General features: G+C 71.5%; 14 protein-coding genes. 13 read left to right on the plus strand and 1 reads right to left on the minus strand.

Annotated elements, in window-relative coordinates; all coding sequences use genetic code 11:
- Positions 1-111: 111 nt before the first annotated feature.
- Positions 112-834 (plus strand): TetR/AcrR family transcriptional regulator, encoded by a 723-nt coding sequence (locus ACJX2R_RS37955; protein ID WP_413103759.1) that lies wholly within the window; start codon positions 112-114, stop codon positions 832-834.
- Positions 835-989: 155 nt separating this feature from the next.
- The gene (locus tag ACJX2R_RS37960) at positions 990-1,646 is read left to right on the plus strand and encodes an HAAS signaling domain-containing protein (RefSeq protein ID WP_413103760.1); all 657 of its coding nucleotides are present in this window, start codon (positions 990-992) and stop codon (positions 1,644-1,646) included.
- A gap of 367 nt (positions 1,647-2,013) precedes the next feature.
- Here ACJX2R_RS37960 and ACJX2R_RS37965 read toward each other — a convergent pair whose 3' ends face one another.
- Positions 2,014-3,999 (minus strand): glycoside hydrolase 5 family protein, encoded by a 1,986-nt coding sequence (locus ACJX2R_RS37965; RefSeq protein ID WP_413103761.1) that lies wholly within the window; start codon positions 3,997-3,999, stop codon positions 2,014-2,016.
- A gap of 430 nt (positions 4,000-4,429) precedes the next feature.
- Here ACJX2R_RS37965 and ACJX2R_RS37970 point away from each other — a divergent pair, with 430 nt between their 5' ends.
- The 11 genes from ACJX2R_RS37970 to ACJX2R_RS38020 all read left to right on the plus strand — a co-directional run bounded on the left by ACJX2R_RS37970 (position 4,430) and on the right by ACJX2R_RS38020 (position 16,226).
- On the plus strand, positions 4,430-6,109 hold the full coding sequence (locus ACJX2R_RS37970; protein ID WP_413103762.1) for an ABC transporter substrate-binding protein: 1,680 nt from the start codon (positions 4,430-4,432) through the stop codon (positions 6,107-6,109).
- A gap of 16 nt (positions 6,110-6,125) precedes the next feature.
- Positions 6,126-7,109 (plus strand): ABC transporter permease, encoded by a 984-nt coding sequence (locus ACJX2R_RS37975; protein WP_413103763.1) that lies wholly within the window; start codon positions 6,126-6,128, stop codon positions 7,107-7,109.
- Complete coding sequence (locus tag ACJX2R_RS37980; RefSeq protein WP_262699474.1) at positions 7,106-7,984, plus strand: ABC transporter permease; 879 nt, start codon at positions 7,106-7,108, stop codon at positions 7,982-7,984. Before ACJX2R_RS37975 ends, ACJX2R_RS37980 begins: the two co-directional genes overlap by 4 nt.
- Positions 7,981-9,087 carry an ABC transporter ATP-binding protein gene (locus ACJX2R_RS37985; RefSeq protein WP_413103764.1) on the plus strand — a complete coding sequence of 369 codons (1,107 nt, stop codon included), beginning with the start codon at positions 7,981-7,983 and terminating at the stop codon, positions 9,085-9,087. Before ACJX2R_RS37980 ends, ACJX2R_RS37985 begins: the two co-directional genes overlap by 4 nt.
- The gene (locus ACJX2R_RS37990; protein WP_413103765.1) at positions 9,084-10,070 is read left to right on the plus strand and encodes an ABC transporter ATP-binding protein; all 987 of its coding nucleotides are present in this window, start codon (positions 9,084-9,086) and stop codon (positions 10,068-10,070) included. Before ACJX2R_RS37985 ends, ACJX2R_RS37990 begins: the two co-directional genes overlap by 4 nt.
- A gap of 111 nt (positions 10,071-10,181) precedes the next feature.
- The gene (locus tag ACJX2R_RS37995) at positions 10,182-10,949 is read left to right on the plus strand and encodes a GntR family transcriptional regulator (protein ID WP_413106042.1); all 768 of its coding nucleotides are present in this window, start codon (positions 10,182-10,184) and stop codon (positions 10,947-10,949) included.
- Positions 10,950-11,233: 284 nt separating this feature from the next.
- Positions 11,234-12,226 (plus strand): sugar ABC transporter substrate-binding protein, encoded by a 993-nt coding sequence (locus ACJX2R_RS38000; RefSeq protein ID WP_413103766.1) that lies wholly within the window; start codon positions 11,234-11,236, stop codon positions 12,224-12,226.
- Positions 12,223-13,275, plus strand: coding sequence for an ABC transporter permease (locus tag ACJX2R_RS38005; RefSeq protein WP_413103767.1), 1,053 nt, complete (start codon positions 12,223-12,225; stop codon positions 13,273-13,275). Before ACJX2R_RS38000 ends, ACJX2R_RS38005 begins: the two co-directional genes overlap by 4 nt.
- Positions 13,272-14,129: an ATP-binding cassette domain-containing protein gene (locus tag ACJX2R_RS38010; protein WP_413103768.1), complete on the plus strand. Its 858-nt coding sequence runs from the start codon at positions 13,272-13,274 to the stop codon at positions 14,127-14,129. The genes ACJX2R_RS38005 and ACJX2R_RS38010 overlap by 4 nt, the downstream gene beginning before the upstream one ends.
- Positions 14,130-14,448: 319 nt before the next feature.
- Entirely contained in the window at positions 14,449-15,603 is a 1,155-nt protein-coding gene (locus tag ACJX2R_RS38015) for an ROK family glucokinase (protein ID WP_262699479.1), read from the plus strand.
- Entirely contained in the window at positions 15,600-16,226 is a 627-nt protein-coding gene (locus ACJX2R_RS38020; protein ID WP_413103769.1) for a hypothetical protein, read from the plus strand. The genes ACJX2R_RS38015 and ACJX2R_RS38020 overlap by 4 nt, the downstream gene beginning before the upstream one ends.
- Positions 16,227-16,270: the final 44 nt, after the last annotated feature.

The following is a 16,270-nucleotide window of genomic DNA, read 5'->3' on the forward strand; positions in this document are numbered from 1 at the left end:
GTGACGCGACGGCGGACACGAGAGCGACAGAGCGGCTGAAAAACTGGGCATCCCCGTACGACTCTCGCGTCCGTCGCGCTTCCGCCGGGCCCGGAGCGGGAAGATGGCCTCATGAGTCCCGCCCAGCCCGCGCGCCGCCGCTCGGACGCCGTCGCCAACCGTGCCGCCCTCCTCGACGCGGCCGAGCGGGTCCTGCTCCGTGACGGGCCCGCCGTGCCGCTGGAGGTGGTGGCGCGGGAGGCCGGGGTCGGCATCGCCACGCTGTACCGGAACTTCGCCGACCGCGAGGAGCTGTACGCGGCCGTCGTGCACCGCTCCTACGAGCTCGTGGCCGCCCTCGCCCAGGAGGCCGAGGACAGCGCGGCACCGCCGCTGGACGCGCTGGCCGGTTTCCTGCACGGGCTGCTGGCCGAACGGCACCATCTCGCCCTGCCGCTGCTCGGCGCGCCCGGCGTGCCCGGTCTGCCCGGCGTGCCCGGCGCGCCCACCCCGTCCTTCGCGGACTCCGGCCTCCCCGGCCCGCCGTTGGCGGACGAGGCCGACCCCCTCGGTTCGCGGATCTCCCGGTCGCTGGCCGCGGTCCTGAAGCGGGGTGTCGGCGACGGCTCGATCCGCCCCGACGCCACCGCCGCCGACCTCGTCGTCACCGGCGCGATGCTCGCCCACGCCCAACTCCCGTCCGACGCCTGGGGGCGCGCCGCCCGCCGTGTCGCCGCGCTCGTCCTGGACGGTCTGCGCGCCCGCCCCGACACCGCCCCGCTGCCCGACGGGCTCACCGGGACCGAACTGGACCGGGTCATGACCCGTGGCGCGGGGGGAGCGACGGCCCATTAGCCTCGCCATGAGCCTCGCCCATTAGCCTGTCGAACACAGCGGGATGCGCATTTGCGCGAATCCGGGCGCGGCCCTCGTGCGGGTGCTACACGCTGACGGATGCCGGTTGTAATGCCCTGGACCGGTGACCGTTTCCTCGCCCCCGGAGAGACGACATGAGCAGCCCCCTCAGCCACCCCCTCGTGCGGACCTTTCTGTCCTCGGTCGAGCGGCTGACCGCGGCGCTTCCCGCCGCGTGGCGGGAGGAGTTGCTGGAGGATCTGCGCGAGGAGATCGCGGCGGCGCTCGCGGACGACCTCGCCGAGGATGCCGCCGGGGACGGTGATTCCGCGATCGGGGATGAGCGGGTGCGGCAGGTGCTCGACTGGATCGGAACCCCGGAGGAGATCGCGGCGGACGCGCTGGCCGAGGAGTCCGGCAGCATTCCGCCCGAGCCGGAGGACGCCGGTGCCACCTGGGTGACGCTCGGTCTCGCCGTGCTGCCCGTACCGCTGTGCCTGGTCCCGGGCGTGGGCATACCCCTGGGGCTGGTCGCCGCCCTCGGCGCGCTCGTCCGGCTGTGGCGGTCCGCGCCATGGGTCCGGCGCGAGAAGCGGCAGGCCACGCTGTTCGTTCTGTCGCCCCTGGTGACGGTGCCGGTGCTGGCGGTGGCGCTCTCCCTGGCGCTCGACGGGATCAGCGCCCCCGCGTTCGTGGCCTCCCTGCTGATAGCGCTCACCCTGCCGGTGGTCGGCACGATACGGCTGGCCCGGTCCGCGGCCCGACTGCGCGAGCGGGCGGGCGGGCGCGTAACGCCGGCGGGCGGCGGCTAGGGGGAATCCGGCGGGCCACGCGGCGGAGCCGCATACCGACGCTTCCCCCCTCCCCGCCCCTTCCCGAAACCGGGGCTCCGCCCCAGCCCCCGAGACCTGGGGCGGAGCCCCGGCGGCGGCCTCCCGGCGGCGGCGCGGCCCCCAGTGGCGGCTCCCCGGCGGCGGAGCCCCCAACGCGCGGTGGAGCCCCACCACGCGGCGAAGCCTCCTCACGCGGTGGCGCCCTCCCCCTGCGGTGGCGCCCTCCCCCTGCGGTGGCGCCCGCGACGGCGGAGCCCCCCGGCGGTGGCGCCCCCGGTGGCGGCGCCCCACGCGGCGAAGCCTGGCATCGGGAAGGGGCGGGGAGGGGGACAGCCCGCCGCAGGCGTCACGATCCGCCGGGCACCTCGTGGCGGGTGGCGGTCGCGAGCCGTAGCACTCGGACCCCGTACGGCGGCAGGACGACCGTGTCCGCCGACGCGCCCTCCAGGGAGAGCAGCCGGGTGCCGTCCGCGACCGCCGGTTTGACCTTCAGCTCCGCCCGCGCCTGGCTGACCAGCCAGACGAAGACCCGGCCGTCCTCGTGCACCAGCCGGTCCACCGCGACCCGGGGGTCCGCCACGGTGACCGGGCGGCGGACGACCGCGTGGGCGGCGAGCGCGTCGTAGAGGGCGCTGGTGGCCTCGGGGTTGACGCGCGGGGTGACCGCCGCCATGTGCTCGACCGGATAGGTGCAGAAGACCACCGACCCGGCCCCGGTCCGGCGCAGCAGCAGTGCCGGGCGGCCGCGGCCGTCCACCGCGAGGATCTCGGCGCCGTCCGGTTCGACGGGGAGGAAGACCCGGCCGTTGCCGGTGTCCGCGGTGCGGAAGGTGAGCCGGGCCCCCTCGGCGAGGGTGCCGAACGCCCGGGTGAGGGTGAACGTCACCTCGTCGTCCTCGATGGGGTTGACCAGGCCGTAGTCGAGCTGGTGGCGGACGCCGAAGAGCGCTCCCAGATGCGCGTACCACGGTCCGCGCTGCTCGTCGTGGGCGCCGGGGGAGTAGGAGACATAGACGGTGGCGCCCTCGTGGGCCAGCCGGTCCAGCGCGTACCAGGTCGGTGAGAGCAGCTGTTTGGTGGAGGGGACGAGCCACAGCCGCACCCCCGACGCCTCCTCGGAATCCAGCGTTCCGTCACTCTCGCGGACCACCGCCGCCGGTGCGTCCGCCAGCCGCGCGGCGACCCACGCCTGACGGCAGGTCCGCTGGACATGGGTACGGTCCTCGGCGCGGGTGAACGGGTAGACGGTGTCGAGGTACGAGGAGACCAGGAGGGCGGTGTCGGTTCCGGCGCGCGTACAGCGCTCGTAGTCCACCGCGCGCAGCGTCCCGGCGAACGCCCGTACCTCCTCCAGCTGCGGTTTCGGCTCGCCCTCCGCGGTCGTCAGGCCGAAGTGCAGCTCGAAGGCGTGGTGCCGGTAGGGGTCCTGCTCGCGAAGCTGGTCGTAGTCGGTGTTGTTCCAGGCGATCCAGCCGGTGGCCCCGGCCAGCAGGCTGTTGTGCAGCGTCTGCCGGTAGTAGCGGGCGGCGCCGCGGTCGGAGGCGAAGTCGGAGCTGACCCCGAACTCCTCCAGGACCACCGGCCGTCGATACGTGCCGGTCAGCTCGCACACCCAGGCCGCCGCGTAGTGCTGGCGCACCGGGTCGTCCTCCATGCGGTAGACGTGCGGGCCCAGGAAGTCGCACAGTTCGGCGGTGTCGCGGAGCCGGAAGCCGTTGTCCTGGCCGGAGTTCTCCAGGCCCCACGCGCCGTCGCCGAGCGAGACGGGCTGGGTGCCGCCGCCGGCCCGTACGGCGTCCACGACGAGCTGCGCCCAGGCGGCGACGGCCTCGCGCGCGGCCGGGGGTTCGCCCGGCGGGCGGCCGTAGATCGGCATCTCGTTGGAGACCAGCCAGGCGGCCACGGCGGGGTGGGCGGCGAAGCGCCGCACGGTCTCCCGGATGAACCACGCCTGCCGGGCGACCAGCCAGACGTCGCCGTACAGATCGCGGTCGCCGCGCCAGGCGGGATCCCAGTTCTCGCCGGACATATGGCCGACGAGGAAGGTGGGCACGGTGGTCATGCCGAGGGTGTGGTGGCGGTCGAGGAAGTCGGCGAAGCGGGCGCACATCTCCTCGTCCAGCCGGTCGGGGGCGGGCATGAAATCCGGCCAGTAGAAGAACGACCGGGTCATGGTCATGCCATGGTCGCGCAGGACGCGCAGTTCGGCGTCGACCACCTCCCCGTCGTACGACCGCCACATCAGCGGACCTCCGGTCCGGGACCAGTAGTTGGCGCCGAGCCAGATGACGGGGCGGTCGTGCGCGGTGAGCCGGGCGGAAGGACGCTGCATCGGCGGAGGACTCCCTCGGACGGGGGCGACGGCGAGACGGCGAGACGGCGAACCGGCGGACGGTACGAACCGGTGAACGGTGCGGACGGTGCGGACGGTGCGAACCGGTGAACGGTGCGGACGGGCATGCCGCTGGCTCAAGCAGTGAATTGCTTTACCGGTTTAGTGTCAACCTCGCCGACACCCTCCGTACCTTTCGCGATCCGGGGCCGAATCCAGGAGACAAGCCCCATCAAGTGGCCGTTCTACGGCCGGACCTGGGGATTCGACATATTCGACTGTCCCGGTTCAGTGATGAGGCCGTGCGAGCTCTCTTGACACCCTCTTCCGGCCGCCCTTAATTTCACGGCGCCGGGGTGTGCGGACCACCGTCCGGCGGCCGTCCTTCGCTCGCGTAACGCCACATCGCGTCAGGAAACGAGGGGACACCATGACCGTGGGAACAACGGCCGGTCCGCGCCGCGCGCTCGCCGCGGGGGCCGCGCTCGCCCTCACCGGAACGCTCGCCGCCTGCGGCGGGGGCGGCTCGGGCGGCGGTGGAGCGGGCGGCGTGCTCACCGTGTCCACCGGCTCCACCGGCAACTTCGTCCGCAACTTCAATCCGTACGCCCCACAGCCGCTCCAGGCGACCAACGGAATGATCTACGAGCCGCTGTTCCACTTCAACGCGGCCAGAACCGGGGATGTCGACCCCTGGCTGGCCACCAAGTACACCTGGTCGGACGGCGGGAAGTCGCTGCGCGTCCAGTTGCGGCCCAAGGTGACCTGGAGCGACGGCAAGCCGTTCACCGCCGAGGACGTGGCCTACACCTTCGAGATGACGCGGGACAACAAGGCGCTGAACCAATACGCCCTCCCCGTGGCCACCGCGACCGCCGAGGGCCGGAACACCGTGGTCATCACCTTCACCAAGTCCGCCTACGCCAAGGAGTATTTCGTCCTCGGCAAGCTGAAGATGCTGCCCAGGCACATCTGGTCCAAGCTCTCCGCCAAGGAGAAGACGACCACACTCAACACCGATCCGGTGGGCACCGGCCCCTGGAAGGTGAAATCCGTCAAGGGCACGACCATGGATCTCGTCGCGCGGAACGACTACTACATCAAGGGCCTTCCACACTTCAAGATCATGCGGTATCGCAACTTCACCGGGAACAACGCCGCCAACGCCGCCGTCACCTCCGGTCAGATCGACTGGGCGGGCGGCTTCATCCCCGAGATCAAGAAGAACTATCTCGCCAAGAACAAGAAGTACGACCTGGTCAATATCCCACTGGCGACCACTTCCCTGGTGCCCAACGCCCAGCGCGGTCCGACCGCCGACGTCCATGTCCGCAAGGCGATCAGCGCGGCGCTCGACCGGGACTTCATGAACCGGAGCGTGTACGACGGCCAGGCGCCCGCGGCCAACCCCATGGCGCTGCTGCTCCCCAATTACCGGGCCGTTCTCGACCCGTCCCTGAAGGACGCGACCATCGAGACCGGCCAGGACGAGGTCGACCGCCAGCTGACCGCCGCCGGATACGCCAAGGGCGCCGGTGGAATGTGGCGGAAGGACGGCCGTAAACTCTCGGTGACCGTTGAACTCGTCTCCGGCTGGACCGACTACATCAGCGTGGCCCAGATGGCCAAGGACCAGCTGAGGAAGGCCGGTATCGAACTCGTCGTCAAACCCGAGTCCTACAGCCAGTGGTCCAACAACCGGGCCCGCGGCCAGTTCCAGCTGCTGCTCGACAACGCCGGATACACCCCCGATCCCCGCGCCTACTACGCCCAGATGCTGGACAGCTCGATTCCCCCGAAGATCGGCGAGTCCACCAACGTCGGCAATTTCGGCCGCTACGCCAACCCCGCGATCGACAAGGCCCTCGACGAGATCGGCGCCACCACCGATCTCGAAAAGCAGAAGCCCTGGTACCACCGGATCCAGCGGGAATTCATCAAGGACATGCCGCTGATCCCGCTCTTCTCCGCCCAGAACGAGCAGGAATTCAACGGGAACCGGGTCACCGGCTATCCCACCGAGGACGATCTCTACGCCGCGCCCTCCATCTGGCTCGACCCGGACGGCGGCTGGGTCGCCGCCCGTATCAAACCGGCCACGGGCAAGTAGGGAGCGAGGCGACCGCGTGCGCTACGTCCTGCGCAAGCTGGGCTTCTACGCCATCGCCGGATGGCTGGCGATCACCGTCAACTTCTTTCTGCCCCGGCTCATCCCGGGCGACCCGGTGCAGCTGATGCTCGCCCGCATGGCCCAGTCCGGACCCGTACAGCCGGGCCAGGAGGAGGCCCTGGCCAATATGCTCGGCCTCGGCCACGGCAATCTGCTGATCCAGTACGGGGAGTATCTGAAGGCCCTGTTCCATGGCGAGTTCGGGCTGTCCGTCACCTACTTCCCGAGTCCGGTCACCGATGTGCTCGACGACGCCGTCCCCTGGACCCTCGTCCTGGTCGGCGGCGCCACCCTCATCAGCGTCGTCCTCGGCATCACCCTCGGCACCCTGGCCGGCTGGCGGCGCGGCGGCTGGTTCGACTCCCTCGTCCCCTCCACCACCTTCCTCGCCGCCATCCCGTACTTCTGGCTGGCGCTGCTGCTGCTCTACCTCTTCAGCCAGGTGTGGGGCGTGCTGCCGCTCGGCGGCGGCTACGACGAGACCCTCGACATGGGCTGGAACGGCGCCTTCCTCTCCTCCGCCGCCGAACACGCGGTGCTCCCCGCCGCCACCATCGTGCTCAGCTCGGTCGGCGGCTGGATGCTGGGGATGCGCAACATGATGGTCGCCACCCTCGCCGAGGACCATGTCATCGCCGCCGAGGCCAAGGGGCTGCCCCCGCGCACCGTCATGGTCGGCTACGCGGCGCGCAACGCCGTGCTGCCGTCGGTCGCCGGATTCGCCATCTCGCTGGGCTTCATCGTCAGCGGATCGCTCGTCATGGAGATCGTCTTCTCCTATCCGGGCATGGGCTTCACCCTGCTCCAGGCCGTCCAGAACACCGACTATCCGCTGATGCAGGCCGTCTTCCTCGTCATCACCTTCGCCGTGCTCGCCGCCAACTTCCTGGTGGACCTGGTGTACGGCCTCGTCGACCCCCGCACCAGGCAGGCCCGATGACCGCGATCGCCACCCCGCCCCGCCCGGCCGCCCCCGGACGCGGATGGCTGCGCCCCGCGCTGCGCTCCCGCCGCTTCACCGCCGGGCTGGCCGTGCTCACCGCCTTCGTCCTCACCGCCCTGCTCGGCCCCTGGCTGGTGGCCGACCCCGACCGCTTCAGCCAGGATCTGAGCGTGGGCCCCTCCGGGGCGCACTGGCTGGGCACCACCCAGACCGGACAGGACGTCTTCGCCCAGCTGGTGGTCTCCGCCCGGGGCACCCTGCTGATCGGCGGCGCCGCGGCGCTGCTCGCCACCGCCGTCTCCATCGTCGTCGGCATCGGCGGCGGCTTCCTCGGCGGGCTCGCGGACGAGACGTTCTCCCTGATCAGCAACGTCTTCCTGGTGATCCCCAGTCTGCCGCTGGTGATCGTGGTCTCCGCGTACGTCAAGGGCGACGGCTCCTGGGCCACCATCCTCGTCATCGCCCTCACCAGCTGGGCCGCCTCGGCCCGGGTGCTGCGCGCCCAGACGCTGTCGCTACGCACCCGCGACTACGTCCTGGCGGCGCGGGTCTACGGGGAGAAGCGGTGGCGGATCGTGCTGGTGGAGATCCTCCCCAATGAACTGGCCATCATCGTCTCGCAGTTCGTCTTCGCGGTGATCTTCGCGATCCTCACCCAGGCCGGGCTGGCCTTCCTCGGCCTCGCCGACCCCGCCACCCTCACCTGGGGCACGATGCTCTACTTCGCGCAGAACGCGGAGGCGCTGACCGGCGGCGCGTGGTGGTGGTTCATCCCGCCGGGCCTGTGCATCGCGGGGCTCGGCACGGCGCTGTCGCTGATCGGCTTCGGCCTCGACGAGGTCCTCGACCCACGGCTGAGGGGCACCCGATGACCGATGACCTGGTGCTGCGCGCCGAGCACCTCGACGTGGTGTACGACGGGCCCCGCCCCACCCGGGCCGTCCGCGACGTCGGCTTCGACCTGCGCCGGGGCGAACTGCTCGGCATCGCCGGGGAGTCCGGCTGCGGCAAGTCCACGCTCGCGTACGCGGTGGGCCGGATGCTGCGCCCGCCCGCGCGGCTCACCGGCGGGCGGGTGATCCACTACGGCCGCGACGGCACCGAGACCGATGTGCTGGCGCTGGAGGGCGACGCCCTGCGCGCCTTCCGCTGGTCCACGCTCTCCATCGTCTTCCAGAGCGCCATGAACGCGCTCAACCCGGTGACCACGGTGGGCCGGCAGTTCGACGACATCTTCCGCGCCCACCGGCCCGCGATGCGGCGCCCCGAGCGCTACGAGCGCGCCCGCGCGCTGCTGGACATGGTCGGCATCGACCCGGCCCGGGTCCGCGCCCATCCGCATGAGCTATCGGGCGGGATGCGCCAGCGCGTTGTCATCGCCATGGCCCTCGCGCTCGAACCGGACGTCGTGATCATGGACGAGCCCACGACGGCCCTCGATGTCGTGGTGCAGCGCGAGATCCTGGACGAGGTGCAGCGGCTCCGCGACGAGCTGGGCTTCAGTGTCGTCTTCATCACCCACGATCTGTCGCTGCTGCTGGAGATCAGTGACCGGCTGGCGGTGATGTACGCGGGGGCGATCGTGGAGCACGGCCCCGCCGAGCACATCGCGTCCTCCCCGGCCCATCCGTACACCCAGGGCCTGCTGCGTTCCTTCCCCGACCTGGCGGGGGAGCGCCGCGCACTGCGCGGTATCCCCGGCTCCCCGCCGGACCTCCGCGAGGATCTGCCCGGCTGCCCTTTCGTGGCGCGCTGCGACCATGCGCACGGCCGCTGCGTCACCGACCCGCCCCGGCCGCTGCCGGTGGCCCCTGCGGGCGCGGCGGCCTGCCATCTCCTGGCCCCGGCGGACGCGCGGGGAGCCGCCGCCCCCGCCGACGCGCGGGGCCCCGCACCCGCCGACGCGCCGGGCCCCGCCACACCCGCCGACGCGCCGGGCCCCGCCGCACCCCGCGAGAAAGGGCGCAAGCCGTGACCGTGCTCGATGTGACGGACCTGACGGTCGACTATCCCCAGCGCGGGCGCGGCACCTTCCGGGCCGTGGATCGCGTCTCGTTCTCGCTGGTGGCGGGGCGGACCATCGCGCTGGTGGGGGAGTCCGGGAGCGGGAAGTCGACCGTGGTGCGGGCGCTGGCCCGGCTGGTGGCGCCCACCGGCGGCGAGATCCGGCTGGGCGGGGCGCGGCGCACCCGCGGCGCGGCGTACCGCAGGGCCGTGCAGATGGTCTTCCAGGATCCGTTCGCCTCGCTCAACCCCGCCCATACCGTCGGCCACCATCTGCGCCGTCCGCTGCTGGTCAACGAGCGGGCGCGGCGCGGGGCCGATGTGGCGGCGAAGGTGGCGGAGCTTTTGCGGTCGGTGAATCTGACGCCCGCCGACGACATGGCGGACAAGCGGCCGCATGAGCTGTCCGGCGGCCAGCGGCAGCGGGTCGCGATCGCCCGCGCGCTGGCCCCGGATCCGGAGGTGCTGCTGGCCGACGAGCCGGTGTCGATGCTGGACGTGTCGATCCGGCTGGAGATCCTGGGGCTGCTGGACCGGCTCAAGGAGGAGCGGGGGCTGGCCCTGCTCTATGTCACCCACGATCTGGCCACCGCCCGGCACTTCTCGTCCGAGGTGATGGTGATGTACCGCGGTGAGATCGTGGAGCGCGGCCCCAGCGACGAGGTGATCCTGGCCCCGCGCCACCCCTACACCCAGCTGCTGGCCGCCGCCGCGCCCAGCTCCGGGGCGAGCCGGGAGCAGGCGCGGGCCGCGCGGGCGGCCCGGCTGGCGGCGCGGGCGCGGCGGGACGCGGAGCGGCGCGAGGTGGTGGCCGGGGACGGCTGCCGCTTCCGGCCGCGCTGTCCGTTCGCGATGGACGCTTGTACGCGGCGCCCGCCCGAGGTCAGGGTCGGGCCGGGGCACGGCTCCCGGTGCTGGCTGGGGGCGGACGGCGGTGGGCGGCCGTGGCCGTGACGGCTGACAGCGTTGTCGGCTCCGACTGATCACCTGTGCGTAGTTTGTCCTGACAACCGAACTTCACGACTTCCCGTCATGTGCTCATCCGGATACCCTCGGCGCGTGGCTATGGAGGAAGAAGACGCTTCGGGCGGGGCGGAGACGCTCCAGCTCAGCGTCGATCGCAGCAGTCCGGTCCCGCTGTACTTCCAGCTGTCCCAGCAGCTCGAGGCGGCGATCGAGCAGGGGCGGCTGGCGCCCGGGAGCCTGCTGGGCAATGAGATCGAGCTGGCCGGGCGGCTCGGGCTGTCCCGCCCCACCGTCCGGCAGGCCATCTCGTCGCTGGTCGACAAGGGGCTGCTGGTGCGCCGCCGGGGCGTGGGCACCCAGGTCGTGCACAGCCAGGTCAAGCGCCCGCTGGAGCTGAGCAGCCTCTACGACGACCTGGAGGCGGCCGGTCAGCGTCCCGCCACCCAGGTGCTGCTGAACACCACCGAGCCCGCGACCGCCCAGGTCGCCGCCGCGCTCGGCGTCGCGGAGGGTGAAGAGGTGGTGCTGATCGAGCGGCTGCGGCTGGCGCACGGCGAGCCCATGGCCCATCTGCGCAACCACCTCCCGGTGGGCCTGCTCAAGCTGGACAGCGCCGAGCTGGAGGACACCGGGCTGTACCGGCTGATGCGCGCGGCCGGGATCACCCTGCACAGCGCCCGCCAGGCGGTCGGCGCCCGCGCGGCCACCGCCGAGGAGGGGGAGCAGCTCGGGGAGCCGGCGGGCGCACCGCTGCTGACCATGGAGCGTACGACCTTCGACGACACCGGCCGGGCCGTGGAGTTCGGTTCGCACACCTACCGGGCCTCGCGCTACGCCTTCGAGTTCCAGCTGCTCGTACGCCCCTGAGCGCTGCCGCGCGCCTCGTGTCTCGTACGCCCCTGAGCCCTGTCTCGCGCCTTGTGCCGCGCCCTTTGTCCTTGACGTGTCCCGCGTCCCCGGCTACAAGTCCTCAAGCCGTACGGGCGCCGGGCCCCCGCCCACCCCGGCAGCCCCGGCGATGACCGGTGACGGATACTTGGGCGGCGGCCGGGACCGATCATGCGGTGCCCGGCCGCGAAGGTGACAGCGGGACGAACAGACAGTGAGAAGGGCGGGTCTTCGTGGCGACGGTGCGGAGAGGGGCACGTGCGATGACCGCCGCCGTGCTCGCGGCGGTGCTGGGTACTACGGCGTTGGCGGGGTGCAGCGATACGGGCGGCAAGCGGGCCGAGGAGCGGGCCGCCCGGGAGGCGGCCGCCGGGGGACGGGCGGCGGTCAACACCCCGAAGTGGACGTTCGCGATGGTCACCCACTCCGGCGATGGCGACACCTTCTGGGACATCGTGCAGAGCGGTGCCAAGCAGGCCGCGGTCAAGGACAACATCAAGTTCCTCTACGCCCACAACGAGGAGGGCAAGGAGCAGGCCCAGCTGGTCCAGTCCTACATCGATCAGAAGGTCGACGGCCTGATCGTCACCCTCGCCAAGCCCGACGCCATGAAGTCCGTGGTGAAGAAGGCCCACAAGGCCGGGATACCGGTGATCACCGTCAACTCCGGCGCCGAGGTGTCCAAGGCGTTCGGCGCGCTCACCCACGTCGGCCAGGACGAGACCATCGCGGGCGAGGCCGTCGGCGACGAGCTCAACAAGCGGGGCCAGAAGAAGGCCCTGTGCGTCCTCCACGAGCAGGGCAACGTCGGCCTCGAACAGCGCTGCGACGGCGCGGCCAAGACCTTCGACGGCAAGATGGAGAAGATCTACGTCGAGGGCACCAACATGCCCGATGTGCAGTCCTCGATCGAGGCCAAGCTCCAGTCCGACAAGGGCATCGACACCGTGCTGACCCTCGGCGCGCCCTTCGCGGACACCGCCGCCAAGTCCGCCGACCAGGCGGGCAGCAAGGCCGAGATCGACACCTTCGACCTCAACGCCAAGGTCGCCGCCGCGCTCCAGGACGACACCCTCGGCTTCGCCGTGGACCAGCAGCCGTATCTCCAGGGCTATGAGGCCGTGGATCTGCTGTGGCTCAACCGCTACAACGCCGATGTGCTCGGCGGCGGCAAGCCGGTGCTCACCGGCCCGCAGATCATCACCAAGGACGACGCCGCCGAGCTCGCGTCGTACACGAAGCGGGGGACCCGATGAGCGCGGAGGCACCTCCCGCCGAGGAGACGCTCTCGTCCCAGCGGCCGGTGCGCGGCTCGCTGCCGCGTCGGCTGGTGGGCCGTCCGGAGCTGGGCGCGGTCGTCGGCGCCGTCGCCGTCTTCGTCTTCTTCTCGGTCGTCGCCGACGCCTTCCTCCAGTGGTCCAGCTTCAGCACCGTGCTGTACGCCTCCTCGACCATCGGGATCATGGCGGTGCCGGTGGCGCTGCTGATGATCGGCGGAGAGTTCGATCTGTCGACCGGGGTCCTGGTGACCAGCTCGGCGCTGATCTCCTCGATGTTCTCGTACCAGATGACGGCGAACGTGTGGGTCGGCGTCGGGGTGTCCCTGCTGGCCACCCTCGCGATCGGCTTCTTCAACGGCTATCTGCTGGTCCGCACCAATCTGCCGAGCTTCATCATCACCCTCGGCACCTTCCTGATCCTCCAGGGCTGCAATCTCGGCTTCACCAAGCTGATCAGCGACACCGTCTCCACCAAGAGCATCTCCGACATGGAGGGCTTCCCCTCCGCCCGTAAGGTCTTCGCCTCGCATCTGACCATCGGGGACGTCGAAGTGCAGATCACCGTCCTGTGGTGGTTCGCCCTGATCGCGCTCGCCACCTGGATCCTGCTGCGCACCCGCGCCGGGAACTGGATCTTCGCGGTGGGCGGCGCCAAGGAGGCGGCCCGCGCGGTCGGCGTGCCCGTGGAGCGCACCAAGATCGGCCTCTATCTGGGCGTAGCGCTGGCCGCCTGGATCTCCGGCCAGCATCTGCTGTTCAACTACGACGTGGTCCAGTCCGGCGAGGGCGTGGGCAATGAGCTGCTCTACATCATCGCGGCCGTCATCGGCGGCTGTCTGCTGACCGGCGGCTACGGCTCGGCGGTCGGCGCGGCCGTCGGCGCGTTCATCTTCGGCATGACCAACAAGGGCATCGTCTACGCGCAGTGGGGCGCCGACTGGTTCAAGTTCTTCCTCGGAGCGATGCTGCTGCTCGCCACGCTGCTCAACTGGTGGGTCCGCAAGCGGGCGGAGGAGAGCAAATGAGCGCTTCCCAGACATCCAAGACATCCCAGGCATCTCCGGTGCCCCGGGCCGCCCTGGTCGCGCTGAACGGCATCAGTAAGTACTACGGCAACGTCAAGGCCCTGGAGGGCGTCTCGCTCGAGGTGCACGCCGGGGAGATCACCTGCGTGCTCGGGGACAACGGCGCGGGCAAGTCCACCCTCATCAAGATCGTCGCCGGGCTGCACCAGCACGACGGCGGCACCCTCGCCATCGAGGGGGAGGAGACCCGGCTGGGCTCCCCGCGCGAGGCCCTCGACCGCGGGATCGCCACGGTCTACCAGGACCTCGCCGTGGTCCCGCTGATGCCGGTGTGGCGGAACTTCTTCCTGGGCTCGGAGATCCACAAGGGCCGCGGACCGCTCCGCCGCCTCGACGTGGAGGCCATGCGCACCACGACCCACCGCGAACTGCTGCGCATGGGCATCGATCTGCGCGATGTCGACCAGCCCATCGGCACCCTCTCCGGCGGTCAGCGCCAGTGCGTGGCCATCGCCCGCGCCGTCCACTTCGGCGCGAAGGTGCTCATCCTGGACGAGCCCACGGCGGCGCTGGGCGTCAAGCAGTCCGGCGTCGTGCTCAAGTACGTCGCGGCTGCCCGGGACGCGGGCCTCGGCGTGGTCCTCATCACCCACAACCCGCACCACGCCTATCTCGTCGGCGACCGCTTCGTGCTGCTCAAGCGCGGCGCCATGGCGGGCAGCCACACCAGGGACGGGATCGCCCTGGAGGAGCTCACCCGGCAGATGGCGGGCGGCAGCGAGCTGGAGCAGCTCAGCCATGAGCTGGCCCGCACCCCCGCCCCCGATCTGTCGGGAGGGGTCGCCAAGGGCTGAGCGGGTTCGCCAAGGGCCGCGCTGAGCGCGGGTTCGTCAAGGGCCGCGCGGGTTCGTCAAGGGCTGCGCCGAGCGGGTTCGCCAAGGGTCGCGCGGCCGGGTCGTCGGCCGTGTTCCGGTGCCTCCCGGGGGCCGCGCGCCGTAGGCTCGCCATGCGGCATGAGGCGCGGGTGAGGCACAATCGCACGGCGGGCCACACCCGCCACGACCGACGCACCCGAGGCCCCGCGGCCTCCCGAGACCCCCGCAGGGACGACGAACTCTTGCGAGCACGTACCCGCAGCGACCGCACCCCCCACACCGGCGAGGGGGCCGGCCGATGAGCATCTACCGCGAACGAGTGCACCGGGGCTCGGCCCGGGCCACCGTGCTGCGGACCGTCGGCACCCGTGAGCGCCGCTCGCACCTCAGCGCGCCCCGGGTGCCCACGGTCGGCATCGACATCGGCGGCACCAAGGTGATGGCCGGGGTCGTCGACGCCGACGGCAACATCCTCGAGAAGCTGCGCACCGAGACGCCGGACAAGTCCAAGAGTCCCAAGGTCGTCGAGGACACCATCACCGAGCTGGTGCTCGACCTCTCCGACCGGCACGATGTGCACGCCGTGGGCATCGGCGCCGCGGGCTGGGTGGACGCCGACCGCAACCGCGTGCTGTTCGCCCCGCACCTGTCCTGGCGCAACGAACCGCTGCGCGACCGGCTCGCCGAGCGGCTCGCCGTCCCGGTCCTGGTCGACAACGACGCCAACGCCGCCGCGTGGGCGGAGTGGCGGTTCGGCGCCGGACGCGACGAGGACCACCTCGTCATGATCACCCTCGGCACCGGGATCGGCGGCGCGATCCTGGAGGACGGCCAGGTCAAGCGAGGCAAGTACGGGGTCGCCGGGGAGTTCGGCCATATGCAGGTCGTCCCGGCCGGGCACCGCTGCCCGTGTGGCAACCGCGGCTGCTGGGAGCAGTACAGCTCCGGCAACGCCCTCGTCCGCGAGGCCCGTGAACTGGCCGCCGCCGAATCGCCGGTGGCGTACGGGATCAACGATCGGGTCGGCGGCAACATCCAGGAGATCACCGGGCCGCTGATCACCGAGCTGGCCCGGCAGGGCGACGCCATGTGCGTCGAACTGCTCCAGGACATCGGCCAGTGGCTCGGCGTCGGCATCGCCAATCTCGCCGCCGCCCTCGACCCCTCCTGCTTCGTCATCGGCGGAGGCGTCAGCGCCGCCGACGACCTGCTGATCGACCCCGCCCGGAACGCCTTCCGGCGCACCCTCACCGGCCGCGGTTACCGGCCCGAGGCCCGGATCGTCAAGGCGCAGCTGGGCCCCGAGGCCGGGATGGTCGGCGCCGCCGACCTCGCCCGGCTGGTCGCCCGCCGCTTCCGCCGCGCCAACCGCCGCCGCGTCGAGCGGTACGAGCGCGCCGGGTCCGTCTCCCCGCTGCGGCTGGCGCCGCGCAGTCAGGCAGGCCGCGAATGACCGCCGCCGACCAGCGGCCCGGCGCCGCGATGCCCCCGGCCGACGGTATGCGCCCCGGCGGGCCCACACCGGGCGGCCCCACGTCCGGCGGGCCCGTGCCCGGTGGCGGCCGTCCGCCCCGCCGCTGGCTCAAGGCCGTGGTCGTCTTCCTGCTGATCACGATCCCGGCGGGCTATCTGGTGATCTCCGCCCTCCAGAGCCGCAACGGCGGTGAGGACAAGGCGGAGGCGGCGTCGGCCAAGGGCCTCAGCGCGGGCTATCCGACCCGGGTGCAGCGGCGCATATACGACGTGCCGGTGCCGCCGTACTCCAAGAAGGTCGCCTTCTACGAGACCAACTCCTGGAAGGTCAGCTCGCTGTATGTGCAGTTCGTCACGGACCGCGACGGTCTGGACTCCTTTCTGGCCAAGCTCGACACCCGCCGCTCCGCTCTGGACAAGGGCGAGGTGACCATCACCAAGGGGCAGGCGGAGAAGGTCGGTTGGCAGGTCGGAGCGCCCGGTCACGACTGGGCGGGGATGGTCATCAAGCAAAAGGATCCGCAACCCAAGCTGAGGATCACGGTCAAGTTCGACAACCCGGCGCATCCGAAGGTTTACGTGGTCTCCACGGTCACACCGTAAGGCCTTCACATCCTGGGTACATCGCGCCCGAAAACCCCGCCACC

This window comes from Streptomyces sp. Inha503 (assembly GCF_047215865.1).
In the GTDB taxonomy this organism is placed as follows: Bacteria; Actinomycetota; Actinomycetes; order Streptomycetales; family Streptomycetaceae; genus Streptomyces; species Streptomyces lycopersici.

What these genes read in the sequence shown, in the direction of transcription:
- ACJX2R_RS37955 (WP_413103759.1), top strand. Translation starts at nt 112, where the DNA reads ATGAGTCCCGCCCAGCCCGCGCGCCGCCGCTCGGACGCCGTCGCCAAC.
- ACJX2R_RS37960 (WP_413103760.1), top strand. Translation starts at nt 990, where the DNA reads ATGAGCAGCCCCCTCAGCCACCCCCTCGTGCGGACCTTTCTGTCCTCG.
- ACJX2R_RS37965 (WP_413103761.1), bottom strand. Translation starts at nt 3,999, where the DNA reads ATGCAGCGTCCTTCCGCCCGGCTCACCGCGCACGACCGCCCCGTCATC.
- ACJX2R_RS37970 (WP_413103762.1), top strand. Translation starts at nt 4,430, where the DNA reads ATGACCGTGGGAACAACGGCCGGTCCGCGCCGCGCGCTCGCCGCGGGG.
- ACJX2R_RS37980 (WP_262699474.1), top strand. Translation starts at nt 7,106, where the DNA reads ATGACCGCGATCGCCACCCCGCCCCGCCCGGCCGCCCCCGGACGCGGA.
- ACJX2R_RS37985 (WP_413103764.1), top strand. Translation starts at nt 7,981, where the DNA reads ATGACCGATGACCTGGTGCTGCGCGCCGAGCACCTCGACGTGGTGTAC.
- ACJX2R_RS37995 (WP_413106042.1), top strand. Translation starts at nt 10,182, where the DNA reads ATGGAGGAAGAAGACGCTTCGGGCGGGGCGGAGACGCTCCAGCTCAGC.
- ACJX2R_RS38000 (WP_413103766.1), top strand. Translation starts at nt 11,234, where the DNA reads ATGACCGCCGCCGTGCTCGCGGCGGTGCTGGGTACTACGGCGTTGGCG.
- ACJX2R_RS38005 (WP_413103767.1), top strand. Translation starts at nt 12,223, where the DNA reads ATGAGCGCGGAGGCACCTCCCGCCGAGGAGACGCTCTCGTCCCAGCGG.
- ACJX2R_RS38010 (WP_413103768.1), top strand. Translation starts at nt 13,272, where the DNA reads ATGAGCGCTTCCCAGACATCCAAGACATCCCAGGCATCTCCGGTGCCC.
- ACJX2R_RS38015 (WP_262699479.1), top strand. Translation starts at nt 14,449, where the DNA reads ATGAGCATCTACCGCGAACGAGTGCACCGGGGCTCGGCCCGGGCCACC.
- ACJX2R_RS38020 (WP_413103769.1), top strand. Translation starts at nt 15,600, where the DNA reads ATGACCGCCGCCGACCAGCGGCCCGGCGCCGCGATGCCCCCGGCCGAC.